The following is a 12,709-nucleotide window of genomic DNA, read 5'->3' as shown; positions in this document are numbered from 1 at the left end:
TAACGAAGCGGGGCGTCGTCACGAACTTGTGAGTAGGTCTGCCTTTCCCCATTCTTCCCAGCCGAGAGATACCAGTCGATGTTCCGTGTTGTGGGTGAGTGGTGGACTCGGCCGTTCGACTACTCCGCCATGCCCGGCTACATGGCGCAGCGCGGGCTGCAGCGGCCCTACCGCCGCATGATGGCCGCAGTGGTGCTCATGGTGGTGCTCGCCGGCTCCCTGCTGCTGTTCACCAGCGGGGCACCGCCCTCACCTTCCGCCCGCGCCGTGTTCATCGCCTGTCTGGTCACCGGCGCCGTGTCGGCGCTGCTGTGGCTCCGCGGGACGTGGCCGTCTCGTCGACAATCCCTCGTCTTCCTGTTCGGCGACGACGTGGCGTTGGTGGTGGGGCTGTCGATGCTGGCCGACGTGCAGGCCTCGTTCACCGTGTCCGTGGTGTTCGCCCTGCTCGGCATCTACTGCGGCTACTTCCACTCGATCCGCACGCTCGTGGCGCACATCGCGCTGACGGTGGCCGTGTCCCTGTACTTCTTCGTCTCGGCCGCCGTGGAGGGCGGCAGAGACGTGGCTTACCTGTCCGTTCTGCTGGTCGTGCAGTTGGCGCTGTTCCTCCTCGCACCGTTGCTCTCGCAGATCCCGCTGTCCAACCTGCGGGACGACGCGTATCAGTCGGGCACCGATCCGCTGACCGGAGCACTCAACCGCCGGGGGCTCGGCGCGGTGGTGCACGCGCCATTGCTGGCGACGGCGCGCCACGACGAGGTGGTGGCGATGATGGTGATCGACCTCGACAGGTTCAAGGCGGTCAACGACCGCGTGGGCCACGACGGCGGCGACGAGGTGTTGCGACGGGTCACCGAACGATTGCAAACCCGCACGAACACCTGGGCGTACGTCGCCCGTCTCGGCGGCGAGGAGTTCTGTGTCATCGGGATCGTGCCGTGGGCGGAGATGCGGAACCGTCTCGACGACGTGCACGCCGCCGTCCGGTGCGACGCCGACGAGGTACCCGTCACGGCGAGTGCCGGAGTCGCCTGGATTCGGGGCAGCAGGTGGACCCGCAACGTCGACGATGTCGAAGTACTGATCCGCCGCGCGGATCGCCTGATGTACGAGGCGAAGCGCGCGGGAGGGGACAGCCTGCGGTTCGACGACCAGGCGTACACCACGACGGACAACGCGCGCGCCTGACACCGGCGCGGACCTACACTCCGCTCATGCATGTCCTCTACGTCTGCACGGGAAACATCTGCCGATCCCCCACTGCGGAACGGCTGACCGCGGCGTTCGCCCGCGACCTGAGCCTGGACGTCACCACCGACAGCGCCGGCACTCGCGCCGTGATCGGCCACGGAGTGCAGGCCGAGGCGGCTCGCGTTCTCGAGTCCCTGGGCGGTGATCCCACGGGCTTCGTGGCACGCCGGCTCACCCCCGCCATCGCGTCCGGGGCGGATCTGGTGCTGACGATGACCTCCAGGCACCGGGACGAGGTGCTGACAGTGACGCCCCGCAACCTGCGGCGCACGTTCACATTGCTCGAGGCGGCGGAGTTTGCACGACGCACCGGGGTGATCGACCCGGCCGCGTGGGTCTCCGAGCGCGCGGCCAACCCGGTGACGCAACTCGACATCATGGATCCGATCGGTCAGTCGACCGACGTGTACGAGCGGGTGGGCGACGCCATCTCCGAGGCGCTCGGTCCGCTGTTCGAGATCTGGGGCGCTCGCTGATCGGAGTTCGTACTGCTCCTCGCCGTCTCCCCGGTTACGGTATGACTCGGCTCGAGAGTACGGGCGGAAACGGAGCGCGGAGAAGATGCGTGAGAGAGCTGCCGTGGCCGTCGTGATGGGCATCGCCGCGGCCGCCCTGGCCGGTGGACTCACCGTCGCCGCTGCCGGCGGAGTCTTCGACGCGGATGTGCAGCGAGTGTCGCCTCCGGCCATCGACCGTTCCGCGGTCTCGGGCAGCATCTCCGTCGCCCCCACGGTGTCGGTGCCGCCGTCGCCGACGTGGCAGATCGCGCCCGTCACGACACCCCGGCCCACCCCGACGCCTCCTCCGACCACCGCCGCAGCGACGACCGATGACGACGAGCCGACCACCACGACGCGGCGCACCCGGACCCGCACGACGACGACGACAGCCGACGCGGACGAGACTGAGTCCGGAGACAACTGACGCGGAATACTCCGCCCACGGGCGCCGTTACTTCCATCGACGGTGTTCGATACCGATGCCCCGGGTACCAACCATCAGCCGCTGCGAGCGGCCACCTGCCGAGAGGCGCACCGGCGGACACCGTCGCCGACAACGAAGCCGCAGACCCCTGGTCTGCGGCTTTCGTCGTGTACGGGAGCAAGAGAAGCCCCCTCGCCGGATGGGGCGAGGGTGCTTCTGGTCGTGGTGGGCCGGGTATCAGGATCCGAACGCGGAGAGCGGGATGCAGACGAAGCCGAGGTCGAGGCAGTTCGGCTGCTCCGGCTCGGGGGTGATGCCGTCGTCGTAGGTGATGGTGACAGCGTAGGAACCGGCGTTGTCGGCATAGTTGCCGGCGCCTGCCACGTCGTTGTAGGCGAATCGAACCGGGCCTACACCTGTCACTACCGTCGGTCCGGCTCCGGCGAGGGTCGGGGCACCGTCACCCACCTTCACGACGAGAGCGCCGATCTGTTCGTTCGGCAGTGGGCAGGTGTCGCCGCAGAGTCCGTACCCGCCGGCCGGAGTCGTGGTCGCTTGCGGTTCGGCAGCGAAGAACGCGGTACCGGTCGCGGAGACGGTGGCCGTACCGGTCGCTGTGGCGACGACGCCGGAGTCCTGAAAACCTTCTGTTGCCGCCTGGAGGTCGAACTGGGACGTCACCACTGCTGCTGACGCGGTCGACGCTCCGAACAGGAGCGCTCCGAGTGCGAGCGGTACGGAAGCAGCGTAGAGAGCGGGCTTAGCGAATGTTCGAGAGGTCATCATTGGCCTTCCGTCACGCGCCGCGTGGTCGTACCAGACTGCACCCCCGCATACCGGTCATCGCGAACGGCGCAAACCGACTGTAGTGCAACTACTTTCACGTCAAAGCGGTATCGCGATCTTTCATTCGATCGAATGAAGCGACTTTCACGAACACAATGGCGAGCACCTTCTTGCACGCACGCATTGCGAGGCAAACCTGCACGATTCTGTGAATCGACCCCAGAACGGAGGTGATTGCTTGATTACATGTGACACTCGGTCGATGGGGTGGGTGATCGTCGGCGTCGTGGCCGTCTGGATGCTGGTGGCAGTCGCGCTCAGCGTCTGGATCGGTTTGTCGTTGCGCAATGCCGAGATCGAGGACGAAGCCGACCGTGTCCGACGGAGCGAGCGCGACGGCCGCCAGACGCCCGCCGATCAAGACCCGGACTGGGGATCCGCCGCCTGACGTCCCGGTCGTCGACGGGTCGGAACGGAATCTGCGACTACGGATGGATCGGGCGCCGAGGCGCGATCGTCTCCGTCAGGACTGGTACGGACGGCGAGGCGGCGGGCGCATGGTCGACCGACTCGGAACCTGCTCGGCCTCGTAACCGATGCCGTTCCCGTTGCCGTTCTCGGCCTGACGACGAGCAGCTCGGCCGCCGTGGCTCCGTGTCGGCTCGTAGCGAGGCACGGGGTAGCTCTCGGGGGCGGGCTCCGGCGTCGGTTCGGGGACGACGGGCGACGCCGCCGGCCGCACTGCGGCGGAGGGAGCGTCCTGACGGGCGACCGTGTTGTCGGTCTCGTAGTAGTGGCGGTAGTCGTAGTCCCGCTTGCCGCGCGACGGGGCCATCGTGAGGATTACACCGAGGACGGGCGCACCGACCTGCGTGAGATTACCCAGGGCGCGGGTCAATTCGTCGCGACGCGTGTGGCCGTGACGGGTGACCACGATGGCGCCGTCCGCATGCGCGGTGATGACGGACGCGTCGGTGACGGGCAGCAGCGGCGGTGCGTCGACGACGACGTAGTCGAAGGCGGAGCGCAGCGTCTCCATGACCGTGCGTGCGGCTTCGGAACCGAGCAGTTCGGACGGGTTGGGCGGCAACGGACCGGACGCCAGCACATCGACGCCGTGGAACTTGGTCGGCTGCAACACTTCCTGCACATCGGCCTGACCCGACAGCACCGTGGACAGGCCGACGGAGCCGACGAGTCCCAGGTACTTGGACACGCGCGGTCGGCGCAGGTCGCCTTCGACGAGGACGACACGGTGACCGGCCTCGGCGAGCACCAGGGCGAGGTTGACGGCAGTCGTGGTCTTGCCCTCGGCGGGAACCGCGGACGTCACCACGATGACTCGTGGCGGTGAATCCACCTCCAGGAACTGCAGATTGGTGCGGAGCTCGCGGAACGCCTCCGCGGTGCCGGACGAGGATTCGGCGAACGACAGGGCCGCCTCCTCCTTGATCGTCTTGTCGAACGGGACGATGCCCACGACGGGGACGCCGGACAGATCGGCCAGAGTCGAACGATCCTTGATGGTGTTGTCCAGGCGGTCGCGGATCACGGCCAGCGCGATTCCGAGGAGCAGACCGACGGCGATACCGAGTGCGAGGTTGCGCGTGGTCTTCGGGGACACGGGAGCTGCCGGAACCTGAGCCGGCTCGACGACGCTGACCTTCGCCAAGGCCGCTCCGCCGCCGGGCGGCGTCTCGAGATCCTCGACGAATCCGACGAAGGTCGTTCCGATGCCGTTCGCGAGATCTCGTGCAGTGGTGGCATTCGCGTCGGACACGCACGTGTCGATGAGCACGGTGTCGGGTGACGACGTCGTGCGGACCTTCGACGCCAGCGACGACGGGCTCATGGAGAGGCCGAGGCTGTCGATGGTGCGCTGCGCGACGCTCTCGCCGCCGAGGAGCTGGGTGTAGGAGGCGACGCGCTGCTGCGAGGCCAGGTTGCCTTGGTACACCTCGGTCACCGAGGACGACGACGAACCGGTGGAGACGTAGAGGCGCGTGCAGGCCTCGTACACGGGCGTGGACACGAGTGAGAACACCAAGGACGCCGCTGCGGCGACCACCGTGGTCAACACGATCACGATCCACCGCGCGCGGAGAATTCTCACGTAATCAGATATCTCCACCGGGACGACTCCTCACATCGATGACGGCCGGACCGAGTACCCGGACCGCACATCTGTGCACAAAACTTCTGGGGACAAACTTCTGGGATCACCTTAACCATGTCGTGACCATCGGGCATCTCGGGAACGTGACGAATACCCCACTCCGGTTTTTACGCGATAAATGTGAGAAATACCGATTTCCGGAATCGCGATCGGAGGCACGAGCACTGCATACTTCGGGCCACTCCGCTTGCCGTGTGGCACAGTTCACCATGTGACCAAGCTCGACCGCACCGACGCTCGACTACTGCTCGCGCTCTGCGACATCCCACGCGCCACCGGAGTCCATCTCGCCTCGGTCCTCGGGCTGGCTCGAAACACCGTCCAGGCCAGACTCTCTCGTTGGGACGAATCACATACTCTCGCGCCGATGGACCGGCTCGTCTCCCCTCGAGACCTGGGGTATCCCCTCCGCGCGTACGTGGGCGCCGTGACGGACCAACACCGCCTCGAAGCGGTCATCGATCGCCTGCGAGACATTGCCGAGGTGACCGAGGTGGTCGGTGTCTCGGGCGGAGCGGATCTGCAGATCGGAGTCTCGGCTGCCGACGCCGACGATCTGTATCGGGTGGCCGGACTCATTCTTGCGGTCCCCGGAGTCGAACGCACGACGGTCTCCGTGGTGATGCGTGAAGCTATTCCCTATCGCACCCGACCGCTGATCGAGAGACTTGCGCGCGAGAACGACAATTCCTGATTCCGTTCCCGTTACGTCCGCGCAAAACAAGGATTCGGCCCGACGGAAGCGCCCATCCGCCCCTCGACGCAGGTTCCACGCTGATACCGTCCGACAGGTGATACGCCCAGGTTCCGGCGGCCGCAGTCGTGGTCGGTCCCGGGCACCCTTGACCGACGTCGTCCGTCGCCGTATCGCTGTGCTCATTCCGACCTTCGCCGTTCCCGGCATCCTGACGATGTTCAGCGCGGCCGGCCCCGCTGCCGGCGCTCCTCGTATCGCCGCGATCGCCGTGCTGCTGTCCACCCTCCCCGTGGCCGCGGTGGTCGCTACCGCCCGCAAGTCGTTCACGTGGTGGCGGCGGGCCCGCACCCAGCGCGCGGTCGCCCTGGCGTTCACCGTCTACGCCGACGTGGGGACGTCGATCTTCCTTCTGCTCTGCAGCAGTCACGCTCTGGGTCTGGCCGGGTGTGCCCTGTTCGCGGTCATCAGCTCCTACGTCGCCTTTTTCGGCGGGCGCGCCACCGTGGTGGTGCACCTGGTGCTGACCACCGTCGTGATCGCGTGGATGACGGCACTGGTGTTGCGTGAGCAGCCGATCGGAGCGATGGCGACCATTGCGGCGGCCACCAGCATCTGGCTGGCCGTGAACGCGACGATGTCCATCGTCAGCACCACCTCGATGTCCCTGCACCGACACCTCGAGCGCCAGATCGACAGCGCCCGGACCGATCCGCTGACGGGACTGCTGAACCTGCGCGGCCTCGAGGTGCAGGCGAAGCGTCAGCTCCGCGGTCGATCACAGGTCGGGTTCCTGCTCGTCGACCTCGATCACTTCAAGTGGGTCAACGACCATCACGGCCACATCGCCGGTGACGGCGTGCTCGCGCTCGCTGCGCAGCGCCTGCGCGATCACCTGGGCGATAGCGCAGTCGTCGCCCGACGCGGCGGCGAGGAGTTCCTGGTGGTGCTCGACGCGCAGTCCACCGGACTTCACGCTCTCGCCGAGTCGATCCGTCTCGCGCTGTCCGATACGGCCGACCTCATCCCCGTGACGGTGAGCATCGGGGTCTCGTGCCTCGACACCACGCGGATGACGGCGGCCCCCATCGCATCGACCATCAACCACGGGATGCACCTCGCGGACATCGCGATGTACCGCGCGAAGGCCGCGGGCCGCAACACCGTGGTCGTGTACGCCGACTCCTGACCGTGCGTCGGTTTGCCGCACTCGTCCTCGGGTAGATCGCACGCGAGCTGTCACCCGACCGACGAGAGGACCGTCCCATGGCCGTCAATCCGATCGAACTGCAGAAGCACCTGGCCGGCGCGAACTACCCGGCGTCGCCGCAGGACTTGGCCGATCTGGCGAAGAGCAACGGCGCCGACGACGACGTGGTCGACGCGGTGTCGTCCATGCCCGACGACAGCTACGACGGTCCCGACGCCGTCAGCGCCGCCATCACCACGAAGTAGGTCAGGAATCGAAGCGTCGTGGCGGAACAGGTGCCTTCGGCACGTGAATGAGTTCCGAGGAACCGATGTCGGCCGGCGCCACGTTCTGCGCGGCGATGATCGCGGCGGCGTGCTTGCTGTCGGTGGTCCCGTGCGCGCGAGCCAGCCGCGCGAGCCGGATGCGCGCCTCCGTCGTCGAGTCCCCGAAGTATTCGGCGAGGACACCGGTGGCACCCGAGATCGCGGCCGCGCCGTTGAGCACTGACTGCACCGCGGACGTACCGTCCGTGCGGCGTACCTCCGTGGCCCCCGTGGTGAGCGCGAGAGAGGTCAGATCGGCCAGCATCTGGCCGAGTTCGTCGGGGCGTTCCGAGCCCCACGGGTTTGCAGTGTGGACGGCCAGCGATCCGAGTCCCACGCCCAGTGATGCGATGGGATAGGCGCGAACGGCGCCCATCCCCGACGACTGCGCCAGCGTCCGGTACGACTCCCACCGTCCGGTGCCCGGCACCGTCACGTCCCCGATCATGGCCACGGCCGTTTCGCGAGCGCTGGTCAGGACGGGTCCCGTCGTGAAGAGCCGGTCGTCGGTGACGACGTCTCCCACTGCGGATGTCGCCACGGCGTGCAGCGCGTCACCCTCCAACAAGGAGATGACGACGATCCGGGCGTCGAACCCGTTCAGAGCTGTCGTGGCGATGCGTTCGAGGAGCGCAGGAAGGTCGAAGTGCGTGACCAGCGTTGCCGTGATGTCGGCGACGGCCAGCCTGGTAGGCGTGGTGTTCACAGGGATCCCCCTCCGCTGTCGCGTTCGTCTTTCAAGCTGATCCGGCGGGCCACGACGTCGGCGGCTACCTCGGTGACGCTTCGACCTCGGGCGAAGGCGTGTGCCCGCAGGCGGTCCATCGCGACGTCGGTGGTCACAGCCAGTTGCACCGAGATCATGCCTGCTGCGACGTACACCTCGGCGCGGCTGTAGCGGCCACCGCCTTCGATGGACACGATGTCGTCCGGGTCGGTCTCGACGGCCTCGTAGGGAACGGCGTCACTGTCGGTCTCCCCCGCGTCGGACGCCGTGTAGTGGCCGAGCACCGATCGAGCGATGGCGAGTGCGCACATACGGGCCGCGTCGTGCTCGACGTCGGTGAGGTCGACCGGGGTGGTGCGGTGGAGCTCGAGGACACCGAACGACGACGATCCGCCCAGGAGCGGGTAGGCGAACATCCCGCGCGCCCCCAGGGACGCTGCGCCGCGGCCGAAGATGGGCCAGCGTCGGGTGGAATACGAGGACCTGATGTCGGCTACTCGCACCGGCTCGGCGGCATGGTGAGCATCGATGCACGGGCCCTCACCGATGGTGAACTGGAGTTCGTCGAGCTGCTGGGCCAGAGACGTGGTGGCGAAGACGAGTTCCCGGACATCGCGGGAGGAACCGAGCAGCGCCACCGCGGCACCGTCCACACCCGTCAGTCGAACGGATGTCTCGGTGACATGCCGGATGCCGGTGAACGAGAACACCGAATCGGGCTGTGCACCCTCGTGATCGGGGCCGGGACTCTCGGGGGATACATCCATGAGCGAATTTCCTCCGCGGGCGCCCTGTGCGCCGACATCGATTGTCCCATGTACGACACCCGGTGCGGCCGTCCGAGGGGGCCTATTTGTTGGTGTTGCGCCCGATTCCCGAGCGGAGCAGCTTCCACGGCACAGCGGCCGACTCGAGCTGCACGGACAGGCTCATCTTCGAGGTGCCGTCGACGCGTTCCTCGAAGTGGATGGGGACCTCGGCGATGCGCATTCCGTGCTTGATGACGCGGTAGTTCATCTCCACCTGGAAGGCGTATCCGTTGCTTCCCACCGATCCGACGTCGATGGTGCGCAGGGTTGCCGCGCGCCAGGCCTTGAAGCCGGCGGTCGCGTCCTTGACCTTCAGGCGGAGGATCGTGTTGACGTAGAGGTTGGCCCACTTGGACAGGGCCTTGCGGTGCCACGGCCAGTCCTCGGCCACGGCGCCGCCGGGAACGTAGCGGGATCCGAGCACGACGGCCGCATCGGTATCGGCGAGGGTCTGCACCATGCGCGGAATCGCCTCGCACGGGTGCGAGAGGTCGGCGTCCATCTGGACGACGATGTCCGCACCCTCGTCGAGTGCGCGCAGGATGCCGGCGACGTAGGCGCGACCGAGACCGTCCTTGGTGGTGCGATGCAGAACACTCACCGGGATGGCTGCCTCGACGCCCAGCTTCTCGGCCACCTCACCCGTCCCGTCGGGCGATCCGTCGTCGACCACGAGAACGCCGAGGTTCTTCATCTGCAGGTCGGTGAGCATCCCGACCAGCTTCGGAAGGTTCTCACGCTCGTTGTACGTGGGTACGACGACGGTGATACGGGGGTCAGGAGAGGCTTCGGACACTGTGGAATGGTGCTGGATCAGCGCCGCGATCGCAAGAACCGGACATTCCGCGTCGTCACCACGTGGCGTCGACGGGAGAGCCGAGGGACCTGTCCCCGTACGTGCGACCCCGTCCGCCGTCCCGTTTCGCGCTGTAGAGAAGGTGGTCGGCGCGATCGAGGCAGTCGTGGATGTCCTCGTCGATGCCCAGCATCGCCCAGCCGGCGGAGAACGTCTGCTCTTCCGGCATGACAGCGATCAGCCGGGTCAGAAGTGCGGTGACACGCTCCGGGCCGCCATCGGGGACCGCCATAGCGAACTCCTCGCCACCCCAGCGAGCCAACACGACGTCAGGGCCGAGCATCCGGGTCGCCGCATCGGCGAACCCGACCAGCAGGGCGTCCCCGGCCGCGTGACCGTGAGCGTCGTTGTACGACTTGAACAGATCGAAGTCGAGCATCGCGAGAACCAACGATCTCTTCCCGACCAGCGACTGCACACGCTCACGCCAGCCTCTTCGGTTCAGCAGGCCGGTGAGACCGTCCGTCATCACGGCCTGCGCGAGGGCGTCTTCCTTGGTGCGACGGTCGGTGATGTCGTGGATCACCGCCATCGTCCAGACGCTTCCACGGGCGTTGACGACGCTGGTGGTCGAGACCCATCCCCACCGGATCTCACCGTCGGGACGCACATATCGCTTCTCGAGGCGCAGCACCTCGCCGCGCCGATCGGCGTCGGCCGTGAGCTGTTCCATCCCGTGGTGCTGGGCGATGTCGTCGGGATGGGTGAATCCGCGTGAGGACAGGCCCGCGATGTCGTTCCACGAGCGACCGACCAGACGGCAGTAGGCATTGTTGGCCAGCACCAGCAATCCTTGCTCGTCCGCCAGCGCCATCGGAACGGTGCTGGCGTCGAACATTGCCTGGTACGTGCCCTCGTCCACCTGCCGAGAACTCATGTCACGAGCGTACGCAGGTCAGAGCCGTCGTCAGGTCCTCATCGCCCGGACGGCCGCCAGAGCGGTCGCGCCCGCGAAACCCCAGATCGCGACCGGTGCGCCGCCGGTGACCATCAGCGTCAGCGTGGTGCAGAGAAGAAGGACCGACAGGGCCGCCCAGATCCGTGCGTCGACGCGAGACGCCCTCACTTACGGCCCCTGCCCTTGTGGCCGCGCGACACATCGTCCGGATCGGCGACCGCGGTGCCGGAGATGACGCGCTCCTCGCACGACGTCTCCCCGCCGGCGATCTCACCGATCAGACCGCCCACGCCGGCACCGATTGCTACTCCCATCGGGCCTCCCCCTGCACCGAGCATGCCCCCGACGCTGGCCCCGCTCATCGCGCCGGTCACCATTCCCGACGAGCACTCGTCGACGGCGGTCTCGAACGATTCGACGAAGTCCTGGACGGGGTCCGATGTGGTTGCTGCACTCGCGGTTCCCGCCCCTGCGACTGAGATCGAAATTGCTGCGAGCATGGTGCCGACAATGCGCCTTGTACTCAAAGTGTCCCCCGACGTCATGGGGACTGACCGTCAGTTCCCCTGCGACATCAAGCACACCAGCGGGGTCGGTGGGAGTCCATGACGTGGGCGCACGAACTGTGTTGCCCTACGCGAACGCAAGAAGGTGCATGCACGACGGTTCGCAAAGCCGCCTTCGATAGCAATCTCGTAAAACAGCCCGGAAGACCACGCCGACCAAATTACCAGCAGCTGGGCAACAGATAGACATCGCAAGTAGAACGCGACTGAGTGAACCCCGGCGCCGCGATCACCACCAGAAAGCGAAATTACTGGTCACAACAACGCCCATCCGACTGTCGAGAAACACCCTGCACCTATCCGTCGGAACATCATGTCGGAATAGTCTCCAAATAGAATGCTGATGCCGCGAACGCAAACGTGTTCCGCATGAAAACGGATTGCTCAATAAGTGATTAAGGCCCGTGAAAGCAATCGATGCTTATTTTGCACCTGCAGCCAGGAAAACCGATTTGTGACGATCCAACCAGTCCGTGAAAAGTTGCTCGGAGAACTTCATGCGAAGGACTTTAAGATCAAGCGATTCTTGCTCCAACACACGATCAACCACCCTCCAGAAATCGACGGCATCATCCATGTTGACCTGTGGGATCGATCGGGACTGACAAAATGCATCGAGACCAGCGTCACTGGCCACTACCCCAGGCAAACCCATCGCTTCAGCTTCGAGTAACGCGAGCGGTATTCCTTCTCGTGCCTCTGCTCGCGAGGGCAAAAGGAAAACATCACCTGCTACCAACCAGGGCGCTGGATCCGTTACGAAGCCAATAAACGAGGCGCTAATACCACTAGAAAATGCCAAGTCCTTTAAAGCTTCCGCTTCCTCGCCTTCACCAAGCACGATCAAGTGGGAATTCCGACCACGTTCGTTGAGCATACGCACAACCCGGTCAACACCTTTAGAACGCACCAACCTGGACATTACAACCAGAACAATCTTGTCCTCAACCGCAAGCTTAGAACGAGCATCAAGCCGGCGCGACGCATAGTCACCAATCTCGCGGTTGGGGCGAACCGCGTTTTCAATCACGACAATCTCAGGTCCCTCCGGCACAACAGCCCTTACTGACTCGGCAACCGGTTCGGACACGCACACTATCGTGCGCACTGATTTCGACGCCCTACCGTAGAACCATCCTAGAGCTAGGCCGTATATCCCACGCGGAAACACCCCATGCTCCGTCCATACCACGTTCCTACTGGCCTTACTCAGACAGATCTGCTCACGCTTGTATTGAAGATGTAGAACGTCAGGGTTAAGCGCACGCACCACCTTTTGGTAACGATGTCGCTCGATGGGTATTCGCAGAACAAATGACGGGAATGTTTTCCGCGACCACTTGGCAGACACCTTAATCGGCACAAGGCCACCGGAAGGGCCAAACGCTGGCGGTAGCGCACCGGCGACTGTCAACCGCACCTCAGCAAGATCGACCTCTGACAGAGTCTGCACATATCGTTCGCCGCCACCGAAAACAGCGGAACTAAGCAAGCAAAGGACGCG

Annotated in this window: 16 protein-coding genes; 7 read left to right on the top strand and 9 right to left on the bottom strand. The window is 65.6% G+C overall.

Annotated features, from left to right (window positions below; all coding sequences use genetic code 11):
- Nucleotides 1-78 precede the first annotated feature (78 nt).
- The 3 genes from AC0IX4_RS02655 (at nucleotide 79) to AC0IX4_RS02645 (ending at nucleotide 2,178) form a co-directional block, all read left to right on the top strand.
- Nucleotides 79-1,191: a GGDEF domain-containing protein gene (locus tag AC0IX4_RS02655; protein WP_471827934.1), complete on the top strand. Its 1,113-nt coding sequence runs from the start codon at nucleotides 79-81 to the stop codon at nucleotides 1,189-1,191.
- A 26-nt stretch (nucleotides 1,192-1,217) separates the two neighbouring features.
- The gene (locus AC0IX4_RS02650) at nucleotides 1,218-1,730 is read left to right on the top strand and encodes an arsenate reductase/protein-tyrosine-phosphatase family protein (RefSeq protein WP_056071422.1); all 513 of its coding nucleotides are present in this window, start codon (nucleotides 1,218-1,220) and stop codon (nucleotides 1,728-1,730) included.
- Between the two features lie 85 nt (nucleotides 1,731-1,815).
- Nucleotides 1,816-2,178, top strand: coding sequence for a hypothetical protein (locus AC0IX4_RS02645; protein ID WP_471827933.1), 363 nt, complete (start codon nucleotides 1,816-1,818; stop codon nucleotides 2,176-2,178).
- Between the two features lie 237 nt (nucleotides 2,179-2,415).
- Here AC0IX4_RS02645 and AC0IX4_RS02640 read toward each other — a convergent pair whose 3' ends face one another.
- The gene (locus tag AC0IX4_RS02640; RefSeq protein WP_471827932.1) at nucleotides 2,416-2,961 is read right to left on the bottom strand and encodes a hypothetical protein; all 546 of its coding nucleotides are present in this window, start codon (nucleotides 2,959-2,961) and stop codon (nucleotides 2,416-2,418) included.
- Between the two features lie 265 nt (nucleotides 2,962-3,226).
- On the opposite strand from AC0IX4_RS02640, the gene AC0IX4_RS02635 reads away from it, so the two are divergent.
- The gene (locus AC0IX4_RS02635; RefSeq protein ID WP_471827931.1) at nucleotides 3,227-3,412 is read left to right on the top strand and encodes a hypothetical protein; all 186 of its coding nucleotides are present in this window, start codon (nucleotides 3,227-3,229) and stop codon (nucleotides 3,410-3,412) included.
- Between the two features lie 75 nt (nucleotides 3,413-3,487).
- Here AC0IX4_RS02635 and AC0IX4_RS02630 read toward each other — a convergent pair whose 3' ends face one another.
- On the bottom strand, nucleotides 3,488-5,095 hold the full coding sequence (locus AC0IX4_RS02630; RefSeq protein WP_471827930.1) for a tyrosine-protein kinase domain-containing protein: 1,608 nt from the start codon (nucleotides 5,093-5,095) through the stop codon (nucleotides 3,488-3,490).
- A gap of 256 nt (nucleotides 5,096-5,351) precedes the next feature.
- Between AC0IX4_RS02630 and AC0IX4_RS02625 the strand changes: the two genes are divergently transcribed.
- The 3 genes from AC0IX4_RS02625 to AC0IX4_RS02615 all read left to right on the top strand — a co-directional run bounded on the left by AC0IX4_RS02625 (nucleotide 5,352) and on the right by AC0IX4_RS02615 (nucleotide 7,289).
- Nucleotides 5,352-5,834: an Lrp/AsnC family transcriptional regulator gene (locus AC0IX4_RS02625; RefSeq protein ID WP_042576041.1), complete on the top strand. Its 483-nt coding sequence runs from the start codon at nucleotides 5,352-5,354 to the stop codon at nucleotides 5,832-5,834.
- Nucleotides 5,835-5,931: 97 nt separating this feature from the next.
- Nucleotides 5,932-7,023: a GGDEF domain-containing protein gene (locus AC0IX4_RS02620; RefSeq protein WP_471827929.1), complete on the top strand. Its 1,092-nt coding sequence runs from the start codon at nucleotides 5,932-5,934 to the stop codon at nucleotides 7,021-7,023.
- Between the two features lie 77 nt (nucleotides 7,024-7,100).
- Nucleotides 7,101-7,289, top strand: a complete 189-nt coding sequence (locus tag AC0IX4_RS02615; RefSeq protein ID WP_471827928.1) for a DUF2795 domain-containing protein — start codon at nucleotides 7,101-7,103, stop codon at nucleotides 7,287-7,289.
- A gap of 1 nt (nucleotide 7,290) precedes the next feature.
- On the opposite strand, the gene AC0IX4_RS02610 is transcribed toward AC0IX4_RS02615, so the two are convergent.
- The 7 genes from AC0IX4_RS02610 to AC0IX4_RS02580 form a co-directional block, all read right to left on the bottom strand.
- Entirely contained in the window at nucleotides 7,291-8,055 is a 765-nt protein-coding gene (locus tag AC0IX4_RS02610) for a GAF domain-containing protein (RefSeq protein WP_471827927.1), read from the bottom strand.
- On the bottom strand, nucleotides 8,052-8,843 hold the full coding sequence (locus AC0IX4_RS02605; RefSeq protein WP_471827926.1) for a GAF and ANTAR domain-containing protein: 792 nt from the start codon (nucleotides 8,841-8,843) through the stop codon (nucleotides 8,052-8,054). Before AC0IX4_RS02605 ends, AC0IX4_RS02610 begins: the two co-directional genes overlap by 4 nt.
- Before the next feature lie 82 nt (nucleotides 8,844-8,925).
- Nucleotides 8,926-9,681 carry a polyprenol monophosphomannose synthase gene (locus AC0IX4_RS02600; protein WP_471827925.1) on the bottom strand — a complete coding sequence of 252 codons (756 nt, stop codon included), beginning with the start codon at nucleotides 9,679-9,681 and terminating at the stop codon, nucleotides 8,926-8,928.
- 55 nt (nucleotides 9,682-9,736) lie between these two features.
- Nucleotides 9,737-10,618: a sensor domain-containing diguanylate cyclase gene (locus tag AC0IX4_RS02595; protein WP_471827924.1), complete on the bottom strand. Its 882-nt coding sequence runs from the start codon at nucleotides 10,616-10,618 to the stop codon at nucleotides 9,737-9,739.
- Between the two features lie 30 nt (nucleotides 10,619-10,648).
- Nucleotides 10,649-10,807 carry a hypothetical protein gene (locus AC0IX4_RS02590; RefSeq protein WP_471827923.1) on the bottom strand — a complete coding sequence of 53 codons (159 nt, stop codon included), beginning with the start codon at nucleotides 10,805-10,807 and terminating at the stop codon, nucleotides 10,649-10,651.
- The gene (locus AC0IX4_RS02585) at nucleotides 10,804-11,139 is read right to left on the bottom strand and encodes a hypothetical protein (RefSeq protein WP_471827922.1); all 336 of its coding nucleotides are present in this window, start codon (nucleotides 11,137-11,139) and stop codon (nucleotides 10,804-10,806) included. The genes AC0IX4_RS02590 and AC0IX4_RS02585 overlap by 4 nt, the downstream gene beginning before the upstream one ends.
- Nucleotides 11,140-11,626: 487 nt before the next feature.
- Nucleotides 11,627-12,697, bottom strand: a complete 1,071-nt coding sequence (locus tag AC0IX4_RS02580; protein WP_471828329.1) for a glycosyltransferase — start codon at nucleotides 12,695-12,697, stop codon at nucleotides 11,627-11,629.
- Between the last annotated feature and the right edge of the window lie 12 nt (nucleotides 12,698-12,709).

Source organism: Rhodococcus sp. AC861, from assembly GCF_979256035.1.
The sequence above is the reverse complement of the archived record's forward strand: the minus strand, read 5'-3'. Positions and strand labels throughout refer to the sequence as shown.